A 21,290-nucleotide genomic window follows, 5' to 3' on the forward strand; every position below is an offset into this window, starting at 1 on the left:
GCTCACGCGGCCCTCCGCAGATTCTCGGCCAGCGATTCCAGACTCGCGGCCTTCGGCTTCACCAGCCAGAACTTGCCGAGGAAATCGCGCATCTCGTCGAGGATGCGTCGCGCCCACGGGCTGCCGGTCAGCGCCACGTGCGTCTCCAGCAGATCGCGCAGGTGCGAGCGGTGGTTCTCGAAACCGTCCGACGCGATGCGCAGGATGTCGATGAGCTCGTGGTTGTAGCGATCGACGAAATCGCGCTCGGTGTCGAGCACGTACGCCATGCCGCCGGTGAAGCCCGCACCGAAGTTCAGGCCGGTGCGGCCCAGCACCGCGACCACGCCGCCGGTCATGTACTCGCAGCAGTGGTCGCCTGCGCCCTCGACGACCGCGGTCGCGCCGGAGTTGCGCACGCCGAAGCGTTCGCCCGCGCGACCGGCCGCATACAGCTCGCCGCCGGTGGCGCCGTACAGGCAGGTGTTGCCGATGATCGGCGTTTCGTGCGCGGTGAAACGCGCGCCGTGCGGCGGCCGGATGACGATGCGGCCGCCGGCCATGCCCTTGCCCACGTAGTCGTTGGCCTCGCCGTGCAGCTCGAACTGCAGACCGCCGGCGTTGAACGCGCCGAAGCTCTGCCCCGCGGTGCCATCGAAGCGCAACGAGATCGGAGCATCGGCCATGCCGCGGTCGCCGTGCGTGCGTGCGATGTGGCCCGAAAGACGCGCACCGATGCTGCGGTCGGTGTTGCGTATCGTGTAGGTGTAGGCGCCGCCGCGCTTGCCGGTGATGGCTTCGGACAGATCGATGTCGAGCTGCTTCGCCAGCCCGGTTGCGCCGCTCGCCGGTTGCGGTGCGCCGCAATGGCCGCCGTGCGCCAGCCCGCTGCCCGCTAGCAGCGGCGCCAGGTCCAGGCCGTGCTGGCGGTCGCCGTCGCCTTCGATCTGCCGCAGCAGGTCGGTGCGGCCGACGATCTCGCCCAGCGTGCGCACGCCCAGCTGCGCGAGCCAGTAGCGCACCTCTTCGGAGAGCAGTCGGAAGAAGTTCTCCACGCGTTCGGGCAGGCCGGTGAAGTGGTCGCGACGCAGTGCGTCGTCCTGCGTGGCCACGCCGGTGGCACAGTTGTTGAGGTGGCAGATGCGCAGGTACTTGCAGCCCAGCGCGATCATCGGCGCGGTGCCGAAACCGAAGCTCTCGGCACCCAGCAGCGCGGCCTTCACCACGTCCAGGCCGCTCTTCAGGCCGCCGTCGGTCTGCAGGATCACGCGCTCGCGCAGGTCGTTGGACACCAGCGCCTGGCGCGCTTCGGACAAGCCCAGTTCCCACGGCGTACCGGCGTAGCGGATCGAGGAGATCGGGCTGGCGCCCGTGCCGCCGTCGTGGCCGGAGATGGTGATCAGGTCCGCGCCGGCCTTCGCCACGCCGGTGGCGATCGTGCCCACGCCCGCGTGCGAGACCAGCTTCACCGACACCAGCGCCTGTGGATTGACCTGCTTGAGGTCGAAGATCAGCTGCGCGAGGTCCTCGATGGAATAGATGTCGTGGTGCGGCGGCGGCGAGATCAGGCCGATGCCGGGCATCGCGTAACGCAGGCGCGCGATCAGCTCGTTGACCTTGTGGCCCGGCAGCTGTCCGCCTTCGCCGGGCTTGGCGCCCTGCGCGACCTTGATCTGCAGCACTTCGGCGTTGACCAGGTATTCCGGCGTGACGCCGAAACGCCCCGATGCGATCTGCTTGATCTTCGAGACCTTGTCGGTGCCGTAGCGCACCGGGTCTTCGCCGCCTTCACCGGAGTTGCTGCGCCCGCCCAGGCGGTTCATCGCGATGGCCAGCGCTTCGTGCGCTTCGGGCGAGAGCGCGCCCAGGCTCATCGCGGCCGAGTCGAAACGCTTCACGATCGACGACACCGGTTCGACGTCGTCCAGCGAGATCGCGGTGGACTTCGACGCATCCACTTCCAGGAGGTCGCGCAGCGCCGCGGTCGGGCGCTCGTTCACCGCTTCGGCGTAACGCAGCCAGTCGCTCCAGTCGCCGCTGTGCACCGCGCGCTGCAGGTTCATCACCACGTCGGGATTGAACAGGTGGTACTCGCCGCCCGGCGTGTACTTCAGCAGGCCGCCGATGGCGGGCAACGCATTGGCGTTCCAGGCGTGGTCGGCCAGTTCCTGCGCGTCGGCCTGCAGGTCGTCGAAGCCGGCGCCGCCGATGCGCGAGGGCGTGTCGGCGAAGCACAGCTGCGTCACTTCGCGATCGAGACCGACGATCTCGAACAACCGCGCGCCGCGGTAGCTGCCGATGGTGCTGATGCCCATCTTCGAGATGATCTTCAGCAGCCCCTTCTTGATGCCGCGGCGGTAGCTGCGCCCGATCTCCGCGACCTGGCCATGCTTGGTCTTGAGGATGCCGCGCACGCCCAGGTCGTGCAGGGTCTGATACGCCAGGTACGGATAGACCGCGGTCGCGCCGAAGCCGAGCAGGCAGGCGAAGTGGTGCGGGTCGCGCGCCGTGCCGGTCTCGATGATGAGGTTGGATTCGCAACGCAGCCCCGTGCGCACCAGGTGCTGGTGCACCGCGCCGGTGGCGAGCAGCGCGTGCACCATCAGCCGCCCCTGCTCCGGGTAGCGGTCGCTGAGCACCAGCAGCACCTTGCCGGCGCGCGTGGCGGCTTCGGCTTCCGCGCAGATGCGCTCGATCGCCGCCTTCAGGCCTTCCTCGGGCGCGTAGTGCAGATGGATCAGCGTGTGCGAATGGTCGTACGGCGCCATCGCCAGCATCTGCCGCAACTTGCGCTGCGACAGCACGGGCGAGTTGAGGTGGATATGGTCCACGTTGCCCGGGCCGTCGACGAAGATGTTGCCTTCGCGACCCAGCTGCGTGGCCAGCGACATCACGCAGTCCTCGCGCAGCGGATCGATCGGCGGGTTGGTCACCTGCGCGAACGCCTGACGGAACTGGTCGTAGAGCGGGCGCACCTGCTGGCTCAGCACCGCCATCGGCACGTCGTCGCCCATCGAGCCGACCGCTTCCTGTTCGGTCTCGGCCAGCGGGCGCAGTACCTGCTCGCGCTCCTCGCGCGTCAGCTGGAACAGCTTCTGGAAGCGCGTCAGCGTTTCCGGATCGAACGGTTCGGCGGCCAGCGCGGGATCGATCAGCTCGGTCTGCAGGTAGGTCATGCCCTGCTTGAGCCAGCGCTTGTACGGTGCGCGGGCGCGGTTGATGCGGTCGATGGCGTCCGAATCGAGCACTTCGCCCAGGTACAGGTCCACCGCGATCATCTCGCCCGGGCCGAGCTTGCCCTTGGCCTCGATCTCCTCGATCGGCCGCTCCCACACGCCGGCTTCGGAGGCGATCAGGAAATGGCGGTCGCGCGTGCGCATCCATCGCGCCGGACGCAGGCCGTTGCGGTCCAGCGTGCACGCCGCGTAGCGACCGTCCACGGTGACGATGCCGGCCGGGCCGTCCCACGGCTCGGTATTGAGCGAGTAGTACTCGTAGAACGCGGCGAGGTCGGCGTCCTTGTACTCCAGCGACTGCGTCGCCGGCGGAATCAGGATGCGCATCGCCTTGAGCAGGTCCATGCCGCCGGCCTGCAGCAGCTCGAGCATGTTGTCGAGCGATTGCGAGTCCGAGCCGTCCAGCGTGACCACCGGATCGAACTCGGTCAGGTCCAGGTTCGGCGTGCGCCACGCGTGCGCGCGTGCCTGTGCCCAGGCACGGTTGCCGGAGATGGTGTTGATCTCACCGTTGTGCGCCAGCAGGCGGAACGGCTGCGCCAGCGGCCAGCGGGGCGTGGTGTTGGTGGAGAAGCGCTGGTGGAACACGACCACGCTGGCGGCCAGATCGGCGCGCTGCAGATCGGGATAGAGCTGCGACAACCGGTCGGGCAGCACCATGCCCTTGTAGCCGATGCTGGCCATCGACAGGCTGACGACATAGAAATCCGGCAGGTCGCGCAGTTGCTGCTCGGCACGGCGACGGGCGAGGAACAGCGAACGCTGGAAGCTGGCGGCGTCGAACGCGGCGGCCGGCTTCACGAAGATCTGCTCGACGCGCGGCATGGTGCGGCGTGCGAGTTCGCCACAGGCAGCGATGTCCACCGGCACCGTGCGCCAACCGGCGACGTCCACGCGTTCGCGTTGCAGTTGCGCGCCCAGGGTTTCCTTCGCGCGCGCGGCTTCGGCCTCATCGTGCGGCAGGAACACCAGGCCGGACGCGTAATGCGCGCCCAGTGCGATGCCGGCCTCACGGGCGAGGTTGCGCAGGAACGTGTCGGGCTGGCGGATCAGCAGGCCGCAGCCGTCGCCGCTCAGGCCGTCGGCGGCGATGCCACCGCGATGGGTCATGCGTACCAGCGCCTCGATCGCGCGATCGACGATGGCGCGGCTGGGCGCGTCGTCGAGGTGGGCGATCAGACCAAAGCCGCACGCATCCCGCTCGTCGCGGGGGTCGTACAGACCGACAGGGCCGGGGCGGTACTGCTGCTCCATCGTTACTCCGTCGCGGATTCACCGCTGGGTTGTCGTGCGCAAAGACAAAACGAACCTGGCTTTTCCAGGGATTTGCGGCGATGCCAAAGGCGGTCCGCTTGCGCGGTCCGGCCTGCCTCACCACCCTGGTTCAACCGAATAAATCACACTTTGTGCGCTGCGGCAATTTGCGAGCCAACGCGACGGCTCCGCGTCAAGTGCCATCATCCAAGTCATTGATGACATTGGGACATTCGTCCGACATTCGGGGGCGTTTGGTAACGATTGAAACCATCGGCGTTTCCGATGCGCGGTGGCCACCTGGTTCGTCTCCAGCTGCCGCCTGTCGTCATCACCGCGAAGGCGGGAATCCATCCATCCAAGGCCTCACGGCTACCGGAGGGCGTGACGCAGCCAACGCCGGATTCCCGCCTTCGCGGGAATGACGGCAATGAAGCAAAGCGTGTCGGCACGCGGCGCTAAACTTGCCGTCTCTTCGAACCTCCTCGGCCTTCCGTGACCGACACCGCTCCCGTCCCGGGCGCGCGCCGCCGCGCCGCGCTCGTCTTCATCTTCGTCACGATCCTGATCGACGTGCTGTCGTTCGGTCTGATCATTCCAGTGCTGCCGCACCTGATCGAACAGTTCGCCGGGGGCGACACCGCGCATGCGGCGTACTGGGTGGCGGCCTTCGGTTTCCTGTTCGCCGGCATCCAGTTCGTGACCTCGCCGATCCAGGGCGCGCTGTCGGACCGTTTCGGCCGGCGCCCGGTGATCCTGCTCTCCTGCCTGGGCCTGGGCCTGGACTTCGTGTTCATGGCGTTGGCGCCGTCGCTGGCGTGGCTGCTGGTGGGCCGCATCATCTCGGGCATCACCTCCGCCAGCTTCACCACGGCCAACGCGTACGTCGCCGACGTGACGCCGCCGGAGAAGCGTGCGAAGAGCTACGGCATGCTCGGCGCCGCGTTCGGCGTGGGCTTCATCATCGGTCCGCTGATCGGCGGCGCGCTGGGCGAAGTCGACCTGCGGTTGCCGTTCTGGTTCGCCGCCGGACTGGCGCTCGTGAACTTCTGCTATGGCTTGTTCGTGCTGCCCGAGTCGCTGCCGAAGGAACGCCGCAGTGCGCGCTTCGACTGGTCGCACGCCAACCCGGTGGGCTCGCTCGCGCTGCTCAAGCGCTATCCGCAGGTGTTCGGCCTGGCCGCCGTGGTGTTCATCGCCAACCTGGCGCACTACGTGTATCCCAGCGTCTTCGTGCTGTTCGCCGACTACCAGTACCAGTGGGGCCCGCGCGAGGTGAGCTACGTGCTGGCGATCGTCGGCGTGCTGAACGTGATCGTGCAGGCAGGGCTGGTGGGCAAGGTGGTGCATGCGATGGGCGAACGCCGCGCGCTGATCCTTGGCCTGACGTGCGGCGCGATCGGCTTCGGCATCTACGGCTTCGCCGACGTTGGCTGGGTGTTCCTGATCGGCCTGCCGGTGTCGGCCATCTGGGGCCTGGCCGCACCGTCCACGCAGGCGCTGATCACGCGCCAGGTGGGACCGGAAGTGCAGGGCCGCATCCAGGGTGCGCTGATGAGCCTGGTGAGTCTGGCCGGCATCATCGGCCCGGTCCTGTTCGCCGGCAGCTTCGGCTACTTCATCGACGATGCCGCACCGGTGCACCTGCCGGGTGCGCCGTTCCTCATCGCCGGCGTTCTGCTGGCGGTGGCGGTGGGGATCGCCTGGCGCTACGCACGCGTACCGGCGGCGACGCCGGTGACCGCGGTGGAAGCCGAGGCGCAGTGACGAAAGCCCCTCTCCCGACGGGAGAGGGGTTGGGGTGAGGGGTAACGGAGCGGAGGCGTTCAACCCTCCGGCAAGTTCGAAGGCTGCGCGCACCGCGCATCGACAACCGAATCCGGGCGTGGTCAGTCTTCCAGCGACGTGAGCAGCTCGCCCGGGAACGGCAGCAGCGCCCAGAACGCGATGTCCTCGCGCGCCCATTCGAACGCCGCTTCATTGAAGACTTCCAGCAGCGTGTCGAACTCCTGCAGGTTCGCCGCGCGCCAGGTCGAGGCGTTCTCGACCAGCAGCACGTAGCCCGGTGCCGGTCGCCAGGACAGATCGCGCAGGGCGTCCGACAGCGCATCCCAGTTGGCGCCGACCCACTCCGGGAACCCGCCCGCCTTCGCCAGCCGTTCCATCAAGCCCGCCTTGTCGGTGCAACCGGCCAGGTCCACGCGCATCACCGCGTAGTCCAGCCCCGCGCCCGCCTGCGCCATCACTTCGGCATCGCGTTCGTCGATGAAGTAGGCGCCGCTGTGCTCGGCGTCGGCAAGGATCGAACGCAGGTCCACGGCGTTCATCGACGCACCTGCGGCGAGGACCATTCAAAGCGGCGGAAACTGCCGTAGTGATCGTCGGTGTACCAGTACTCCACCGGTGGATCGCCTCCGGCAACGATGCGGCGTGGGCCGCGGTCGTTCGACCCGGGTGTGGGCACGGTGTACTCGCGGTAGTAACCCGAAGCCTGCGGCGGCAGCCGGCCTTCGCGATTCTGGAACACGCTGCCGTCCTGGCGGAACGGATGCGCCTGGCCGCTCGCGATGCGATCGAGCACCGCATGCGCCTCCACCGGCAGGAACGCGGGATAGACCGTGCCCTGCGCACTCTGTGTAAGCGCCGGCCCGGGTGGCGTACGCAACTCGCCGTCGCCGGAGCGCTTGCTCCACAGCCACAGTCCCAGCAGCGCGACGATGGCGACCAGCCAGATGTGTCGACGGCGCACGGTCGTGCCTCCGGATGGAATCAACCGCAGCGGATGCCGGTGATCGCGCCGCGGTCGTTGAGGTCGACGTTCACGCGATCCTCGCGGAAGTCCATCGTCGCCGGCTGGCCCGGACGCAGCACGCGTGCATCGCGGCTGCCGGTGTCGTGCAGGATGCGGTTGACCACGTCGTCATTCACGGCCGAGCCGATCGCCCAGCGCGCACCTTCGGCATTGCACACGCCGGTGGGCGGCTGGGCAGTTCCTGCGGCCGGAGGCGTCGACGCGCATGCGCAAAGCGAGGCGATGGTGGCGGCGAGCAGGAAGCTGCGGAACATGGGGGTTCTCCGTATCCGGGTGACGGGCGAAACGTGCGCCCGTGGCTGTGTGCGGGGTGTAAAGGGGAGGATACCGGAATGAGGTTGGTGGCCATGTGGGGGATGGGGATGACTCGGCATGCCGGGCAGTTGCTGACTGTCGGGCAGTTATTGGCTGTCATTCCCGCGAAGGCGGGAATCCAACCTTCAGTCGTCGCACGCTTTGCGAAGGGCGTGATGCAGAGCAAAGGCAAAGGCTTCCGCCCGAAAACGGGCGGGTTACTTTTGTCTTGGCAAAAGTAACCAAAACCGTTGGCTCCCTACGCGATCCGCCGCTGCGCGGCGGTTCCCTGCGCTCCTCGCCGGAAAAGGGACGTCGCCCAAACTCGCGCCGCTTCGCGGCACTCAAACAATGGGCGACTCTTCGCCCTTCTCCGGCTCCGGTGCTCGGCTCGCTCCGAAGTCGCAAGATCAACAGCGCCAGCGCCAGCGCCAGCGCCAGCAACAGCAACAGCAACAGCAACAGCAGCAATGGCAGCAACGGCAGCAACACCACCGAAACACCACCGTCGCGCTAAAGTCACACCATGCCGGATCTTCCCAACGCCCCCGCCTGCGAGCGCAACCGCGATCCCATCCTCGCCGTGTTGCAGCGTCACTTCGCCGATCGCCGCGAGGTGCTCGAGGTCGGCAGCGGCACGGGGCAGCATGCGGTGTACTTCGCCGCGGCCATGCCATGGCTGCGCTGGCAATGCAGCGATCGTGCAGACGCATTGCACGGCATCGGACTGTGGATCGATGAGGCCGCATTGCCCAACACGCCGGTGCCGGTGGAACTGGACGTCGCCAACGGCCCCTGGCCACGTGCGGGTACTGCGGGCGGTCGCTTCGATTCCGTGTTCAGCGCGAACACGCTGCACATCATGGGCTGGCCGGAGGTGGAGTCGTTCTTCGCCGGGCTGGGTGATGTGCTCGCGGACGATGCGACCCTGGTGGTCTACGGCCCCTTCAACTACGACGGCAGTTACACCAGCGATAGCAACCGCGATTTCGATGGCTGGTTGAAGGCGCGCGATCCCCGCTCCGGCATTCGCGGGTTCGAGGCGGTCGACGCGCTCGCGCGCGCCATCGGTCTGGAGCTCGCCGAGGACGTGGCGATGCCGGCCAACAACCGCTGCCTGGTGTGGCGCAGGAGCGCGACGTCGCGTTGACGCCGCAGCGCTAGAGTCGCCGTCACACCGTCCGGAGGCGAGGCGCATGGCACACAAGGTCATCTTCAACCTGCCGCGGCGCGAGCTGGGCCGGGAGGACGTCGAATTCGTGGTCGAGCGCGACGGAAAGCGTTTCGGAACGCTGCTGGTGTCGAAGGGCGCCATCGAATGGCGGCCCACCAACAAGGTCTACCGGCGCAAGCTCAACTGGGATCGCTTCGACCTGCTGATGCGTACGCTCGGCAAGCCGGTCTGACCACTCAGGCTTCCTGCCAGCGATACCAGCGGCGGTGTGCCAAGGCCAGCAGTTCACGGTCTTCGGGCGTGTCACCGTACGCGTGGATCACCGGATGGTCCGACAGGTCGTACTGCGCGCGAACGCGACGCGCCTTCTCCTCGCCCACGCATTGCGCACCGTGGTAACGGCCGGTCGCCACGCCGTCACGCATCTCCAGCGATGAGCACAGCAGCGCCAGTCCATGCAGTGCGCACCAGTGCTTCAGGTACAGATCGAAGCCGCCCGACACCACGACGACGGTGTCGCCCTGCTCGCGGTGCCATTGCAGTCGTTCCATGGCGTGCGGCCGCAGCGAAGCGGGGATGATCTCGCGTGCGAAGCGCTCGCCGAAGGCCTCGAGCTCTTCTTGCCTGCGACCCCGGAAGGCGAAGTCGGTGACGCGTTCGCGAATCGTGTTACCGCTAACCACGCCCAGCTTGTAGCCGACCACCAGCGGCGCCAACGTGATCCCGCCGACCGCGCGCTGGCGCGGGCTGGCGGCGAAACGCACGAATTCAGGGTAAAGCTCGCGGTTGGTCAGGGTGCCGTCGAAGTCGAACAGGGCCAGGTTCATGGGCGGGTCTGCGGAAAGCGACCAGCTTAGACAGCCGCACGCCCGATGTGCGACGCTCGTTGCCGACGCCGACCCGACGATCCCGCATGACGGACGAGAGCCCCGCGCCATCCAAGGCCACCCTGCGCGGCGAGGCCGCGTTGGTTCGAGCGCTGGGGCCGTTCCAGCTCGGGGCGTCCATCATCAACATCATCGTCGGCGCCGGCATCTTCATGCTGCCGGCACTGCTCGCCGCGCGCCTGGGCGCAGTCGCGCCGCTGGCGTTCGTCGCCGGTGCCGCGGCCATCGTGCCGATCGCGCTGTGCTTCGCCGCCGTCGGCAGCCGCGCCGTGGCGACAGGCGGCCCGTACACGTACGTCGGCGCCGCCTTCGGCCCGTTCGCGGGATTCCTGGTCGGCGCGCTGATGTGGATCTGCAATGTGACGTCCAGCGCCGGCGTGGCCGCCGCGCTGGCCACCCAGCTGCAGCAGGTCGCGCCCGTGCTGACGCAGCCAACGCCGCGCGCGATCCTGATCGCGGGCGTCTACTCCGCGCTGTTCGCGCTCAATGCGTTCGGCGTGAAGCTGGGCGCACGGATGATCGTGGGCCTTGCGGCGCTGAAGCTGACGCCGCTGTTCCTGCTGGCCTCGGTGGGCCTGTTCTTCATCGACTGGTCGCACGTGAGTTTCGATTGGCGTGCGGTGCCGTCGTGGGAAGCGCTGGGTTCATCGCTGGTGCTGGTCGTATTCGCCTACGCCGGCATGGAAACCGCGCTGGTGCCGACGGGCGAGGTGCGCGATCCGTCGCGCCACGTGCCACGTGCGACGCTGACCGCGATCCTCATCGTCGTGTTGCTCTACATCGGCATCCAGGCCGCCTGCCAGGGTGCGTTGGGCACTGGCCTGACGGGCAGGGCCGCGCCGGTCGCCGACGCCGCCGGTGCGCTGTGGCAGCCGGCGCGCACGCTGTTGCTGGTCACAGCGGGCGTGTCGATGCTCGGTTTCCTGATGGGCAATCTGTTCTCGTCCTCGCGCCTGCTGTTCGCGCTGGGCCGCGACGGCTTCCTGCCGCGCGCGTTCGGCATCGTCGATGCGCGTCACCGCGTGCCGATGCTGGGTCTGTTCGCGCATGCGGGCATCGCGGTCGCATTGGCGGTGGTGGGCACGTTCGAAACCATGGCGCTGATCTCCGGCGGCGCCATCTGCCTCGTGTTCGCTGCGGTCGCCGCGGCGGCGTGGCGCGCGCAACGCATGGGCCTGCGCGGTCACGGCGAACCGATGGTGCTGCCGCTCGGCGGCTTCGTGCCGGTGCTGGCGATGCTCACCATGGCCGCGATCCTCGCGACGCTGAGCGCGCAGGAGTGGCTGGCGATCGCGCTGTCGCTGACCGCGCTGGTGATCGTCTATGCGGTGCTCGCAGCGCTGCGCGGACGGTCCGCCCGCACCAGCCGGATCTGATCGCGCCTGTTCTCCCGAGCCGGCGCACGTGACGCCGTGTGTGCCGCTGTCAGCCCCGATGCTCCAACGCCAGGTACTCGGCCGACTGCATCTCGATCAGGCGCGAGGCGGTGCGCTCGAACGCGTGCGCGAGCTTCGTGCCCGTGTATAGCGCCGTCGGCGCGGCGGCGGCCGTGCAGACCAGGTTGACGTGGCGGTCGTACAGTTCGTCGATCAGGTGCACGAAGCGGCGCGCGGGATCGTCGTTGCGGCCGTCGAACAACGGAATGCCGCCGACCAGCACCGTGTGGTACTCGGTGGCGATCTCGATGTAGTCGCTGGCCGCGCGCGGACCCTCGCACAAGGCGGCGAAGTGTAGCCATGCATGCCCTTCGGCCAGCGCGCGTACCGGGATCTGCCGGCCCTCGATCACCAGCGGTCCCTGCTCGCGCGGACAAGCGGCGGCCAGTTCGTGCCAGCGTTCGCCCAGCCAGGTGTCCGAGGCCGCATCGAGCGGCGCGCGATACACGGGCGATCGCGTGAGCGCACGCAGGCGGTAGTCCTGCGCACTGTCCAGGTACAGCACCTTGCAATGTTTCTGGATCAGCGCGATCGCGGGCAGGAAGCTGTCGCGCTGCAGGCCGTCCTTGTAGAGGTGCTTGGGCTCGGTGTTGGAGGTGGTGACCAGTGCCACGCCCTCGGCGAACAGGCGTTCAAGCAGGCGGCCCAGCAACATCGCGTCGCCGATGTCGTTGACGAAGAACTCGTCCAGCACCAGCACGCGCAGCGTGCGCCCCCACTCGCGGGCGATGCTGGCCAGCGGATCGCTCTGCCCGGCGTGCGCACGCAACTGCGCATGCACTTCGCGCATGAAGCGGTGGAAGTGCGTGCGACGCTTCCCTTCGAACGGGAGCGCGTCGTAGAACAGGTCGATCAGGAACGTCTTGCCGCGTCCCACGCCGCCCCACAGGTACAGGCCCAGCGGCGGCTCGGGCTTCTTGCCGAACAGGCCGTCGAGCAGACCGCGCCGGGGTGGATCCAGCAGCGCGGCGTGCAGGCGGTCCAGCTCGCGCAGCGCGGGACGTTGCGCGGGATCTTCATTCCAGTCGCCGCGCGCCACGCCGGCGTCGTAGCTCGCCGACGGCGCGGCGGTCGAAGGTGCGGCGTTCGCGGCCGCGTGCGTTGCGTTCATGCGCCCTGCGGGAGTTCCGGCGGAAGGTACGGCTTCACGCCATGCTTGATCGCGCCGCGCAGGTCGATGAGGCGGCGATGGAAGAAGTGGCTGGTGTCGGGCATCTTCACCAGCTCCGGCGGTTGGCGTAGGCCCTTGAGGCTGTCGATCCACGCATACACCGCCTGCGGGTCGACGATCTCGTCGGCTTCGCCCTGGATCACCAGCCACGGGCATTCCGGCGGTGCGATCGTGCTGAAGTCCCAGTTGCGGCCGGCGGCCGGCGGCGCGATCGAGATCAACATCGACGGATGCAGCTCCGCCGCGCACTTGAGGGTGATGTAGGAACCGAAGCTGAAACCGGCCAGCCACAGCTTCGCGCCCGGACGCTGCGCGCGCACCCACGCGACGACGGCGCGCAGGTCCTCTGCCTCGCCACGGCCCTGGTCGAAGCTGCCGCTGGAGGCGCCCGTGCCGCGGAAGTTGAAGCGCACCGTGGCGATGCCCGACTCGCGCAGCGCGCGCGCGGTCATCGTCACCACCTTGTTGTGCATCGTGCCGCCGTCGGTGGGCAGCGGATGGCAGACGACGGCCACGGCATTGCGCGGCGGCGCCTCTGCGGCCTCGACGATGGTTTCGAGCACGCCGGCCGGGCCGTCGAGCATCAGCGTCGCGGTGGCCTCGTTCGGGAAGGCGGGGCTGGTCATGGCGTCATGATACGGGCGGGCGGATTCAGACCGCGTTCGGCCCCTCTCACGGGGCGCGGCGCAGGTCGAAACCGAGCAGCAGCGGATCGTGATCGGAACTGCGCCACGGGCCTTCGCCGCCGACGCGGTAGCCGGAGGACTCGGGTTCGTCGGCGTTGCCGTGCCACTCGACCGCGCCGCGCAGGCGTGCCGCGAAACCGGGGCTGAGCAGGGCGTGGTCGAGCCGGCCGATGCGTCCGTCGTAGACGTAGCTGTAGGGGGCTTGCGCGCCGACCACGTCGAAGGCGTCGCGCCAGCCGGCATCGACCAGCGCGCGGACCGGCGCTTCGCGTGCGTAGGCGTTGAGGTCGCCCACGATCAGCACGCGCTCGCGACCCTGGCCGGTCGGATCGGTGGCGAGCCAGGCGTCGAGCTTTTGCGCGGACGCGACGCGCGTGGCGTTCCAGCAGCCGGCGCCGTCGTGCTGGTCGCGGTCGGCGCCTTGCGCCTCGGTGCAGCCTTTCGACTTGAGGTGGTTGGCGACGATGACGAAGGGCGACCCGTCGACGCGCCCGCCCTTCATCGGAACGAACGCCTGTGCCAGTGGAACGCGGCTGTGTTCGCCGAACGGGCCGCCTTCCAGCAGCGCGGGCTTGCCCTGCGTGCGCACGCGGTCGTCGCGGTAGATGAGTCCGACGCGGATGGCGTTGTCGCCCGGGCCGGCGGCGACGCGCACGAAACGCCAGTGACCGCCGCCTGCGTTGAGTGCATCGACCAGCGCGGCGAGACTCGACTCCGGCCCGTAGCCGTCGTTCTCCAGTTCCATCAGCGCGACCACGTCGGCATCGAGACCGCGGATCGTGGCGACGTGCTTGGCCAGCTGCCGCGCCAGTTCGTCCGGCGTGCGCGCGCCGCGGAGCGTCGGGAAGCCGCCGCCCTGGCCGTCGCCGTTGAACAGGTTCTCCAGATTGAGTGCGGCGATGCGCACGTCGCCCGGCACCTGCGGCGGTTGCGGACGCGGCTCGGGCTGCAGCGTTGGTTGCGCGGTGAGCGACAGGCGGTACTCGCCCTTCGCGGCCTGATCGATGATGCCGATGGCGCCGTCGATGCGGCTGCCGCTGCGCGCATGGGCGAGGCCGTCGGGCCAATGCTCTGCGTCGCCGCCTGCTTCCAGCCAAAGCATGTTGCGCGCGTTGTGCGCCACGATGGCCGCCGCGGCGTCGCTGCCGGGTTCGGCACGTTCGCTGGGCTGCCACAGGCGGCCGTCGAGGCTGGCCATCACGCGGGCGTGGCGCTCGAAATCGCCCGTATCTGCCAGCGACAGCGGTGTGTCGATGCGCACGCGCATGCCTTCCAGGCGCTCCCAGTCGTCGGGGGCGGCGGTGATGGGCGTCGGCGTGACGGCGCCGGTGCCCAGGCGCACCGTCTGCGTCTGTTCCAGCGCGGTGCGCGTGCTGCCCTTGCCGGCGTCCAGTTCGGCGACGATGCCGCTCACCCGCACGCGGTCGCCCACGGCTGCGGTGGCGGGGCCGTGCACGAAGAGCGCGTCGGAGGTGGCGTCGTCGCCGTCGCCGCGATCCTGCACGTACCAGCCGTCGGCCGTGAGCGCGGTGATCACGCCTTCGACGGTGACCGTCTGACCGATCCGACTGCTTTGCGCGTCGTGGCCCTGCACCTCGCCGATGGGGGTGGCGCGCGTGCCCGGCAGGGTGGAACAGCCAAGCAGCAGGCAGGGCGCCAGCAGCAGGGCGGCAGGACGGTAGGGAAGGGGACGGGTCATCGCGCGATCGCCGGAGGAAAGGCGCGCATTATCGCGGTGACTGATGGCAGGCGCCTGTCGCGACGCGGCGAAGCGGGGGGTGGAAACGACAACGCCGCCCGGAGGCGGCGTCGTGCGGGGCCTTGGGAGGCGCCGGTTTACTTCAGGTTGGCCAGCATCCAGTCGACGGTCGCGATGACCTGCTCGTTGGTGAGGGCCGGGTTGCCGCCCTTGGCAGGCATCACGCCGGCGGTGCCGGTGAAGCCTTCGATGGCGTGCTTGTGCAGCGTGTCGGCACCCTTGGTGATGCGGTCGGCCCAATGGGCCTTGTCCAGCGTCGGAGCGCCGCCGGCGCCGGAGGTGTGGCAGCCGGTGCACAGGTTGTTGAAGATCACCGAACCGTCGGTCGTGCCGCCGTAGGCAACCTGCGAAGCGGCCTGCGCGGCGGCAGCCGCGGCGGCGGCCTGCTGGGCAGCGGCGCCGGTGCTGCCGGCGTACACCGCGCCGACCGGCTGGATGCGCTGCTGCGTGCGCTTGGCGACGTCGGGGTTCACTTCAGCCGGAATCTGGCTGTGAACGATCATCGCCGTGATGATCAGCCCGACGGTGACCACCATCAGGAACACGATCACCATCGAGAATTTCTTCAGGAATTCAAGGTCGTAGTTGCGCACAAACCCACCTATTGCGCGCGCCCGGCATGGGCACGCGAAGCCATCGACAAATGGCCGCACCGGGTGCGGCCGCGCGCCAGTATACGACCGGCTCCCGCACCTTCGTACGGGAGTGGCGCGCCCGGAGGGATTCGAACCCCCGACCAATGGCTTCGGAAGCCACTACTCTATCCGGCTGAGCTACGGGCGCCTGGCTGAGATCCCGCGCAAGAGGCCTGATCGGACGATCACGCCACGTCGCGCGGGGCTGGCATTCTAGCGGCAAAGCGCGGTGGCGTGCTGCCGCGCACCCGTCGATTCCCCCACGGCGCTGGCGCCGATCGAGCTTTTTTCCGCCGGACATGAGCTACGAACGCTTTCAAATCCCCCTGGCCCCGTCATTGCGCTCGCGCCTGGCGCTGTACTGGCAGCTGGTCCGTGGCGACCGTCCCATCGGCTGGCTGCTGCTGCTGTGGCCGACCTGGTGGGGCCTGTGGCTGGCCGCCGGGGGCGTGCCGCCGCTGTGGACGCTGTTCGTCTTCAGCGCGGGCGTGTGGCTGACCCGTTCGGCCGGCTGCGTGATCAACGACTACGCCGACCGCTGGCTGGATCCGCACGTGGAGCGCACCAAGGGCCGGCCGCTGGCCACCGGTGCGGTGCGTGGCCGCGAGGCGCTGGCGCTGTTCGCTGTGCTGATGCTGGCGGCTTTCGGGCTGGTGCTCACGCTCAACCGGCTGACGATCCTGATGAGCTTCGTGGGCGTCGCCCTGGCGGCCAGCTATCCGTACCTGAAGCGCTACACCCATCTGCCGCAGGTGTACCTGGGGCTCTCGTTCGGCTGGGGCATCCCGATGGCGTTCGCGGCGGTGCGCGGTGAAGTGCCCGCGCTGGCCTGGCTGCTGTACGCAGCCAACATCGTGTGGTCCACCGCCTACGACACCTGGTACGCGATGGTCGACCGCGAGGACGACCTGCGCATGGGCAGCAAGTCCACTGCGATCCTGTTCGGCGAGATGGACCTCATCGCGCAGGGCGTGCTGTACGCGTTGTTCTTCGTGGCCCTGGTGCTGGTGGGGCAGCGCGCGCAGATGGGCGTGTACTACTGGGCCGGCCTGGCCACCGCGCTGGCGTTGGTGGCCTATGAGTTCGCGATCGCGCGCGGCCGCGACCGCGCGGCATGTTTCCGCGCGTTCCTGCACAACCACTGGGTCGGGCTGGTGGTGTTCGCCGGTATCGCGGTCGATCTGGCGATGCGACCCGTGGTGGTGGCGGCCTGACTTACAGCACCGTTCCCAGCGTGCGCAGGCGGAAGCCCGCCATGATCTGCAGCACGCCGTAGACGATCGCGCCCAGTCCCATCCACAGCGCCACGGTGATCAGCCCGGCGGCGGGCGAGGCGACGAACATCCCGCCGAGGATGATCGCCAGCACGCCGCTGAGCGCGATCATCCATTCGCCCGTGATTTCCTTGCGGATGCGGATGGCCAGCACGATGCGGTACACACCCGCGACGATCAGCCATGCGGCTACGAACAACAGCAGCACGCCCGCGGTGGCGACCGGGTGGATCACGCCCAGCAGCCCGAACACGATCGACGCCAGTGCGTACAGCGCCAGCCACCCGCGCGACACCGTGACCTCGCGCCGGAACAGCGCGAACACGCTGAGGATGCCCTCGGCCAGCGCCATCACACCGAAGGCCCAGGCCATCGCGACAGCGGTTTTCGCGGGCCATACGAAGGCGAAGATGCCGAACAGCACGGCGATCACGCCGTACAGCACCAGCACCCACCAGCTGCGCCCCAGACCGGCGAACAGACCTGCGCTCATGGCGACCTCCCTGGCACGATGACCGCGATGCCGCGGCCTGCGCAGCGTGGGCAGCCGCTCGTCGCAGCCGCGTGAAGGGGGTGTGGATGTGCTCCGGTGCGCAACTGGCGCGTACCCCGACGGATTGCACAGGGCCGCCACGCGGAGGCGTGCTGCAATCGGTGCTTCGCCCGCACCGGAGTTGCGCCATGCGTCGTCTGTGCCTGTCGATCGTGTTGTTGTGTTTCGTCAATGCCGTCCACGCCCAGTCGGCCACGCGCGAACACTTCGCGCCCAAGGGCTGGGAGGGGTCCTACCACGGCCTGCATTACACGCCGGTCGTGCGCATCGGCGACCGCGTGATCGTGTCCGGCATTCCGGCGGCGGAAGGCGATACCGAAGAGGCGAAGATCCGCTGGGCCTTCCAGCAGATGCAGGCGCACCTTGAAGCGGCGGGCGCCAGCATGGCCGACGTGGTGGAGCTGCAGAGCTTCCATGTCGCGAAGGACCACGATGAGTTTCGTCGCCGCATCGAGCCGGTGCTGAAGGTGCATCGCGAATTCTTCAAGGACCACTACCCGGCATGGACCGCGGTGGGAACCACCGCGCTGTACTCGAGCGACGCACCGATGGAGATCCGGGCCGAGGCGGTCATCGGTTCGGGTGCGCGGGCGCGCGCGGATATCCCGAAGCCGCCGGCGGGCGCGCCGTAGCCGTGATCACGGCACGCGCGCGCAAACCCACACGTCCACCCGCGACACGCCAGCGCGCAGAAGTGCGTGCGCCGCCGAACGCACGGTGGCGCCGGTGGTCATGACGTCGTCCACCAGGGCCACGTGCGACGGCAACGCAGCGCGCGGGCGAACCGCGAACGCCTGGCGCAGGTTGCGCTGCCGTGCGGTGGCGTCCAGTCGCGATTGCGGCGAGGTGGCGCGCACACGAAGCAGCACATCGTCGCGCAGCGGCAGATGCAGCCAACGGGAGAGCGGGCGCGCGAGTTCCAGGGCCTGGTCGTAGCCGCGCTGGCGCAGCCGCCCGGCATGCAGCGGCAACGGCACCAGGGCCTGTGGCCGGTCCGCATCGGCCAGCGCCTGGGCCGTCAGCCGACCGAGCAACGCGATCGCGGCAAGGTCGCCATGGAATTTTGCCCGGGGCAGCAGCCGGTCGAGCGGAGCGCAGTAGACGAACGCGGCGTGGGCCCGGGTTTGAGGGGGCGGTCGCCGCAGGCAGCGTCCGCAGGCGGGGCTGGGCTGGGGTAGGGGCATCGCGCAACGGCCACAGGCCGCGTGCATGTACGGCAGTTTTTCACGGCAATTTGTGCAGAGATCAAGGCCGTTGGAACCACGTTCGCTGCAGATCAGGCAGCGCGTGGGCAGCCATCGGTGCCACGCGAAGCGGTCGCGGCTGTCAACTCCGTGCGCCATGGTTCGGTTGACAGGCTTCGGCATGGTTTCCAGACTGCCGGGCCTGTCCCGCCGCAACTGTCGGAAAGCCCCCATGACTGCTGTCAGCCAGACCCCCGCCGCCGAGCCGCGCCACGACTGGTCCCGCGCCGAGGTCCGCGCGCTGTTCGACCTGCCGTTCCCGGAGCTGCTCCATCGCGCCGGCAGCGTCCATCGCCAGCACTTCGATCCCGCGCAGGTCCAGGTCAGCACGCTGCTGTCGATCAAGACCGGCGGCTGCCCGGAGGATTGCGGCTACTGCCCGCAGGCCGCGCGCTATCACACCGGCGTGGAAGCCACGAAGCTGATGAGCACCGAGGCCGTGCTGGAGAAGGCGCGCCAGGCCAAGGCCGCCGGCGCCTCACGCTTCTGCATGGGCGCGGCCTGGCGCTCGCCGAAGGACCGCGACATCCCGAAGGTGGCGGCCATGATCTCGGAAGTGAAGGCGCTGGGCCTGGAGACCTGCGCCACGCTGGGCATGCTCTCGGGCGACCAGGCGCGCGCCCTGCGCGAGGCCGGGCTGGACTACTACAACCACAACCTGGACACCGCGCCGGAGTTCTACAACCAGGTCATCCACACCCGCGAGGTGCAGGACCGGCTGGACACCCTCGGCCACGTCCGCGACGCCGGCATGAAGACCTGCTGCGGCGGCATCGTCGGCATGGGCGAGAGCCGGGACCAGCGCGCCGGGCTACTGCAGACGCTGGCCAACCTGCCGGCGCATCCGGATTCGGTTCCGATCAACCGGCTGGTCCAGGTAGAAGGCACGCCGCTGGCTGGAACGGCCGAGCTGGACCCCTTCGAATTTGTGCGCACCATCGCAGTTGCACGCCTGCTGATGCCCCGTTCGATGGTCCGGCTCTCGGCCGGCCGCGAGTCGATGAACGACGAGTTGCAGGCCCTTTGCTTCCTCGCCGGTGCGAATTCCATCTTCTACGGCGAGAAATTGCTGACGACCGGTAATCCCGACACCGAGCGCGATATGGCATTGTTTGCCCGACTGGGGCTGCATCCGATGCCCCTGGTCCAAGAGCAGGATTCCGGGGGGAAAACCGTCCATGCCGACATCGTCGAATCGCAGCGCTGCTGCGCTGCGTAAGGCTTCGCCGTCGCGGAGCGCTTGCCCGTGGATCACGGTGCGCCCATGAGCCGCCCGGCATGGCGTGACCGCATCGCCGAAGCCCGCGCCCAGCGCGAGGCGGACTCGCGCGTACGCGTGCGCCGCATCGTCAGCCATCGCGACGGCGCCCGCTGCATCGTCGAAGGCCGTTCCCTGCTGAACTTCTGCGGCAACGACTACCTCGGCCTGTCTCAGCATTTCGCCGTGGTCGGCGCCCTTCAGGACGCCGCCTCGCGCGAAGGCGCCGGCGGCGTCGGCTCGCACCTGGTGTGCGGCCACCACCAGCTTCACGACACGCTGGAACGCGAACTGGCCGACTGGCTGGGCGCGCCCCGCGCGCTGCTGTTCGGGTCGGGATACCTGGCCAACCTCGCCGTGCTCCAGTCGCTGCTGGGCGACGAGGACGTGTGCGTGGAAGACCGGCTCAACCACGCCAGCCTGATCGACGCCGCACGCATGGCCGGCTGCCGCCTGCGTCGCTACCCGCACGGCGATGCCGAGGGGGCGATCCGCCAGCTGCGCAGCATGCCCGAGGGCATGGCGCTGCTGGCCACCGACGGCGTTTTCAGCATGGACGGCGACATCGCGCCGCTGCGCGAGCTGGCCCTGGTGGCGCGCGTGCAGAAGGCGCTGCTGTACGTGGACGACGCCCATGGCGTCGGCGTGGTCGGCCCGGACGGGCGCGGCAGCGTCGCGGCCTCGAAGCTGGGCGTCAACGATGTCCCGCTGCAGCTGGCCACGCTGGGCAAGGCGCTGGGCGGTTACGGCGCGGCCGTGCTGGGCGAGGCGGACCTGATCGGCCACCTGGCCGAAACCGCGCGCCCGTACCTCTACACCACCGCGCTGCCGCCGGCCCAGGCCGCGGCGACGCTGGCGGCGGTCAAGCTCGCCCGCACCGAACACTGGCGCCGCAACAAGCTCGACGAACTCGTTGGCCGTTTCCGCGAGCGCGCCCAGCGCGCCGGTCTGGCGCTGATGGATTCGCAGACCCCCATCCAGCCCGTGCTGTGCGGCGACGATGCCAGTGCGCTGGCCTTGGCGGGTGCGCTGGAGCAGGCCGGCTACTGGGTCGCAGCCATCCGTCCGCCGACGGTGCCGGAAGGCCGCGCACGCCTGCGCGTGACGCTGTCCGCGCTGCATGGCGTGGCCGACGTGGACGGCCTGGTCGATGCGATGGCCAAGGCCCGCGATCGCGCGCGGCTGGGCCTGCCCGCCGCCGGATCGCGGGAAACCGTCGTGACGCGATGAGCGGCGAGCGCGACCTCGCGCGCCTGCTTGCCGCCCTGTCGGTGAGTTCGCGCGACGGCGAGTTCGCCTTCGTGACCCGCGCCACCGCCGATCCCGGCCTGGCCGTCACCGCCTCGGCCAGCGTCCGCGAAACGGAGGGTTTCACCTACGTGGTGCCCTGCGCGGTCGCCGACGCACACGGCCTGCCGTACGATTTCCGCGCCGCCTGGCTCACGCTGGACGTGCACTCGGCACTGGATTCGGTCGGCCTGACGGCCGCCGTGTCCGGCGCGCTGGCCCGACACGGCATACCGTGCAATGTCCTGGCCGGCTTCCACCACGATCATCTCCTGGTCGCGGCCGACCGCCGCGACGACGCACTCGCGGTGCTGGCGGCCCTGGCGCAGGACGGCCACACCTGACATTCCC

General features: G+C 69.1%; 22 protein-coding genes and 1 tRNA gene. 11 read left to right on the forward strand and 12 right to left on the reverse strand.

Annotated elements, in window-relative coordinates; genetic code table 11:
- Positions 1 to 2 precede the first annotated feature (2 nt).
- The gene (gltB, locus tag QLQ15_RS04345) at positions 3 to 4,469 is read right to left on the reverse strand and encodes a glutamate synthase large subunit (protein ID WP_283211621.1); all 4,467 of its coding nucleotides are present in this window, start codon (positions 4,467 to 4,469) and stop codon (positions 3 to 5) included.
- A 495-nt stretch (positions 4,470 to 4,964) separates the two neighbouring features.
- Here gltB and QLQ15_RS04350 point away from each other — a divergent pair, with 495 nt between their 5' ends.
- Positions 4,965 to 6,236, forward strand: coding sequence for a TCR/Tet family MFS transporter (locus QLQ15_RS04350; protein ID WP_283211622.1), 1,272 nt, complete (start codon positions 4,965 to 4,967; stop codon positions 6,234 to 6,236).
- 122 nt (positions 6,237 to 6,358) lie between these two features.
- Here the strand turns inward: QLQ15_RS04350 and QLQ15_RS04355 are convergent, their stop codons facing one another.
- From QLQ15_RS04355 to QLQ15_RS04365, 3 genes are read right to left on the reverse strand one after another with little or no spacing between them, the layout of a single operon-like run.
- Positions 6,359 to 6,796, reverse strand: a complete 438-nt coding sequence (locus tag QLQ15_RS04355) for a barstar family protein (RefSeq protein ID WP_283211623.1) — start codon at positions 6,794 to 6,796, stop codon at positions 6,359 to 6,361.
- On the reverse strand, positions 6,793 to 7,218 hold the full coding sequence (locus QLQ15_RS04360) for a guanyl-specific ribonuclease (RefSeq protein ID WP_283211624.1): 426 nt from the start codon (positions 7,216 to 7,218) through the stop codon (positions 6,793 to 6,795). Before QLQ15_RS04360 ends, QLQ15_RS04355 begins: the two co-directional genes overlap by 4 nt.
- Before the next feature lie 20 nt (positions 7,219 to 7,238).
- Positions 7,239 to 7,535 (reverse strand): I78 family peptidase inhibitor, encoded by a 297-nt coding sequence (locus QLQ15_RS04365; protein ID WP_283211625.1) that lies wholly within the window; start codon positions 7,533 to 7,535, stop codon positions 7,239 to 7,241.
- A gap of 78 nt (positions 7,536 to 7,613) precedes the next feature.
- On the opposite strand from QLQ15_RS04365, the gene QLQ15_RS04370 reads away from it, so the two are divergent.
- From QLQ15_RS04370 to QLQ15_RS04385, 4 genes are all read left to right on the forward strand, one after another.
- On the forward strand, positions 7,614 to 7,817 hold the full coding sequence (locus QLQ15_RS04370) for a hypothetical protein (RefSeq protein ID WP_283211626.1): 204 nt from the start codon (positions 7,614 to 7,616) through the stop codon (positions 7,815 to 7,817).
- 140 nt (positions 7,818 to 7,957) lie between these two features.
- Positions 7,958 to 8,092 (forward strand): hypothetical protein, encoded by a 135-nt coding sequence (locus tag QLQ15_RS04375; RefSeq protein ID WP_283211627.1) that lies wholly within the window; start codon positions 7,958 to 7,960, stop codon positions 8,090 to 8,092.
- A 9-nt stretch (positions 8,093 to 8,101) separates the two neighbouring features.
- The gene (locus tag QLQ15_RS04380; protein WP_283211628.1) at positions 8,102 to 8,725 is read left to right on the forward strand and encodes a DUF938 domain-containing protein; all 624 of its coding nucleotides are present in this window, start codon (positions 8,102 to 8,104) and stop codon (positions 8,723 to 8,725) included.
- Between the two features lie 46 nt (positions 8,726 to 8,771).
- Positions 8,772 to 8,981 (forward strand): hypothetical protein, encoded by a 210-nt coding sequence (locus QLQ15_RS04385; RefSeq protein ID WP_283211629.1) that lies wholly within the window; start codon positions 8,772 to 8,774, stop codon positions 8,979 to 8,981.
- Between the two features lie 4 nt (positions 8,982 to 8,985).
- Here QLQ15_RS04385 and QLQ15_RS04390 read toward each other — a convergent pair whose 3' ends face one another.
- Entirely contained in the window at positions 8,986 to 9,576 is a 591-nt protein-coding gene (locus QLQ15_RS04390; RefSeq protein WP_283211630.1) for an HAD family hydrolase, read from the reverse strand.
- 86 nt (positions 9,577 to 9,662) lie between these two features.
- Here QLQ15_RS04390 and QLQ15_RS04395 point away from each other — a divergent pair, with 86 nt between their 5' ends.
- Complete coding sequence (locus QLQ15_RS04395) at positions 9,663 to 11,012, forward strand: APC family permease (RefSeq protein WP_283211631.1); 1,350 nt, start codon at positions 9,663 to 9,665, stop codon at positions 11,010 to 11,012.
- A gap of 49 nt (positions 11,013 to 11,061) precedes the next feature.
- Here QLQ15_RS04395 and zapE read toward each other — a convergent pair whose 3' ends face one another.
- The 5 genes from zapE to QLQ15_RS04420 all read right to left on the reverse strand — a co-directional run bounded on the left by zapE (position 11,062) and on the right by QLQ15_RS04420 (position 15,471).
- Positions 11,062 to 12,183: a cell division protein ZapE gene (gene zapE, locus QLQ15_RS04400; RefSeq protein ID WP_283211632.1), complete on the reverse strand. Its 1,122-nt coding sequence runs from the start codon at positions 12,181 to 12,183 to the stop codon at positions 11,062 to 11,064.
- Complete coding sequence (locus QLQ15_RS04405; protein ID WP_283211633.1) at positions 12,180 to 12,869, reverse strand: alpha/beta hydrolase; 690 nt, start codon at positions 12,867 to 12,869, stop codon at positions 12,180 to 12,182. Before QLQ15_RS04405 ends, zapE begins: the two co-directional genes overlap by 4 nt.
- 46 nt (positions 12,870 to 12,915) lie before the next feature.
- Entirely contained in the window at positions 12,916 to 14,628 is a 1,713-nt protein-coding gene (locus tag QLQ15_RS04410; protein ID WP_283211634.1) for an ExeM/NucH family extracellular endonuclease, read from the reverse strand.
- Between the two features lie 137 nt (positions 14,629 to 14,765).
- Entirely contained in the window at positions 14,766 to 15,281 is a 516-nt protein-coding gene (locus tag QLQ15_RS04415) for a c-type cytochrome (RefSeq protein ID WP_283211635.1), read from the reverse strand.
- A gap of 113 nt (positions 15,282 to 15,394) precedes the next feature.
- A tRNA-Arg gene (locus tag QLQ15_RS04420) sits at positions 15,395 to 15,471 on the reverse strand.
- A 151-nt stretch (positions 15,472 to 15,622) separates the two neighbouring features.
- Here QLQ15_RS04420 and ubiA point away from each other — a divergent pair.
- Positions 15,623 to 16,537, forward strand: a complete 915-nt coding sequence (ubiA, locus tag QLQ15_RS04425) for a 4-hydroxybenzoate octaprenyltransferase (protein WP_283211636.1) — start codon at positions 15,623 to 15,625, stop codon at positions 16,535 to 16,537.
- 1 nt (position 16,538) lies between these two features.
- Here ubiA and QLQ15_RS04430 read toward each other — a convergent pair whose 3' ends face one another.
- Positions 16,539 to 17,090 carry an HdeD family acid-resistance protein gene (locus tag QLQ15_RS04430; RefSeq protein WP_283211637.1) on the reverse strand — a complete coding sequence of 184 codons (552 nt, stop codon included), beginning with the start codon at positions 17,088 to 17,090 and terminating at the stop codon, positions 16,539 to 16,541.
- A 188-nt stretch (positions 17,091 to 17,278) separates the two neighbouring features.
- Here QLQ15_RS04430 and QLQ15_RS04435 point away from each other — a divergent pair, with 188 nt between their 5' ends.
- Positions 17,279 to 17,782 carry a Rid family hydrolase gene (locus QLQ15_RS04435; RefSeq protein WP_283211638.1) on the forward strand — a complete coding sequence of 168 codons (504 nt, stop codon included), beginning with the start codon at positions 17,279 to 17,281 and terminating at the stop codon, positions 17,780 to 17,782.
- 6 nt (positions 17,783 to 17,788) lie between these two features.
- On the opposite strand, the gene QLQ15_RS04440 is transcribed toward QLQ15_RS04435, so the two are convergent.
- Entirely contained in the window at positions 17,789 to 18,493 is a 705-nt protein-coding gene (locus QLQ15_RS04440) for a ComF family protein (protein WP_283213927.1), read from the reverse strand.
- Positions 18,494 to 18,566: 73 nt separating this feature from the next.
- On the opposite strand from QLQ15_RS04440, the gene bioB reads away from it, so the two are divergent.
- Genes bioB through QLQ15_RS04455 form a run of 3 tightly spaced genes read left to right on the forward strand, consistent with a single transcriptional unit; the run spans position 18,567 to position 21,283 of the window.
- Positions 18,567 to 19,613: a biotin synthase BioB gene (gene bioB, locus QLQ15_RS04445; RefSeq protein WP_283211639.1), complete on the forward strand. Its 1,047-nt coding sequence runs from the start codon at positions 18,567 to 18,569 to the stop codon at positions 19,611 to 19,613.
- Between the two features lie 45 nt (positions 19,614 to 19,658).
- Positions 19,659 to 20,882, forward strand: a complete 1,224-nt coding sequence (gene bioF, locus QLQ15_RS04450; protein ID WP_283211640.1) for an 8-amino-7-oxononanoate synthase — start codon at positions 19,659 to 19,661, stop codon at positions 20,880 to 20,882.
- Positions 20,879 to 21,283 (forward strand): ACT domain-containing protein, encoded by a 405-nt coding sequence (locus tag QLQ15_RS04455; protein WP_283211641.1) that lies wholly within the window; start codon positions 20,879 to 20,881, stop codon positions 21,281 to 21,283. The genes bioF and QLQ15_RS04455 overlap by 4 nt, the downstream gene beginning before the upstream one ends.
- The last annotated feature ends 7 nt before the right edge of the window (positions 21,284 to 21,290 follow it).

The sequence above is a fragment of the Lysobacter stagni genome, assembly GCF_030053425.1.
GTDB lineage: Bacteria > Pseudomonadota > Gammaproteobacteria > Xanthomonadales > Xanthomonadaceae > Lysobacter_J > Lysobacter_J stagni.

What these genes read in the sequence shown, in the direction of transcription:
- QLQ15_RS04430 (WP_283211637.1), bottom strand. Translation starts at nt 17,090, where the DNA reads ATGAGCGCAGGTCTGTTCGCCGGTCTGGGGCGCAGCTGGTGGGTGCTG.
- QLQ15_RS04395 (WP_283211631.1), top strand. Translation starts at nt 9,663, where the DNA reads ATGACGGACGAGAGCCCCGCGCCATCCAAGGCCACCCTGCGCGGCGAG.
- bioF (WP_283211640.1), top strand. Translation starts at nt 19,659, where the DNA reads ATGAGCCGCCCGGCATGGCGTGACCGCATCGCCGAAGCCCGCGCCCAG.
- QLQ15_RS04405 (WP_283211633.1), bottom strand. Translation starts at nt 12,869, where the DNA reads ATGACCAGCCCCGCCTTCCCGAACGAGGCCACCGCGACGCTGATGCTC.
- QLQ15_RS04390 (WP_283211630.1), bottom strand. Translation starts at nt 9,576, where the DNA reads ATGAACCTGGCCCTGTTCGACTTCGACGGCACCCTGACCAACCGCGAG.
- ubiA (WP_283211636.1), top strand. Translation starts at nt 15,623, where the DNA reads ATGAGCTACGAACGCTTTCAAATCCCCCTGGCCCCGTCATTGCGCTCG.
- QLQ15_RS04410 (WP_283211634.1), bottom strand. Translation starts at nt 14,628, where the DNA reads ATGACCCGTCCCCTTCCCTACCGTCCTGCCGCCCTGCTGCTGGCGCCC.
- QLQ15_RS04455 (WP_283211641.1), top strand. Translation starts at nt 20,879, where the DNA reads ATGAGCGGCGAGCGCGACCTCGCGCGCCTGCTTGCCGCCCTGTCGGTG.
- gltB (WP_283211621.1), bottom strand. Translation starts at nt 4,469, where the DNA reads ATGGAGCAGCAGTACCGCCCCGGCCCTGTCGGTCTGTACGACCCCCGC.
- QLQ15_RS04435 (WP_283211638.1), top strand. Translation starts at nt 17,279, where the DNA reads ATGCGTCGTCTGTGCCTGTCGATCGTGTTGTTGTGTTTCGTCAATGCC.
- QLQ15_RS04440 (WP_283213927.1), bottom strand. Translation starts at nt 18,493, where the DNA reads ATGGCGCACGGAGTTGACAGCCGCGACCGCTTCGCGTGGCACCGATGG.
- QLQ15_RS04365 (WP_283211625.1), bottom strand. Translation starts at nt 7,535, where the DNA reads ATGTTCCGCAGCTTCCTGCTCGCCGCCACCATCGCCTCGCTTTGCGCA.
- QLQ15_RS04370 (WP_283211626.1), top strand. Translation starts at nt 7,614, where the DNA reads ATGAGGTTGGTGGCCATGTGGGGGATGGGGATGACTCGGCATGCCGGG.
- QLQ15_RS04355 (WP_283211623.1), bottom strand. Translation starts at nt 6,796, where the DNA reads ATGAACGCCGTGGACCTGCGTTCGATCCTTGCCGACGCCGAGCACAGC.
- QLQ15_RS04385 (WP_283211629.1), top strand. Translation starts at nt 8,772, where the DNA reads ATGGCACACAAGGTCATCTTCAACCTGCCGCGGCGCGAGCTGGGCCGG.
- QLQ15_RS04380 (WP_283211628.1), top strand. Translation starts at nt 8,102, where the DNA reads ATGCCGGATCTTCCCAACGCCCCCGCCTGCGAGCGCAACCGCGATCCC.
- bioB (WP_283211639.1), top strand. Translation starts at nt 18,567, where the DNA reads ATGACTGCTGTCAGCCAGACCCCCGCCGCCGAGCCGCGCCACGACTGG.
- zapE (WP_283211632.1), bottom strand. Translation starts at nt 12,183, where the DNA reads ATGAACGCAACGCACGCGGCCGCGAACGCCGCACCTTCGACCGCCGCG.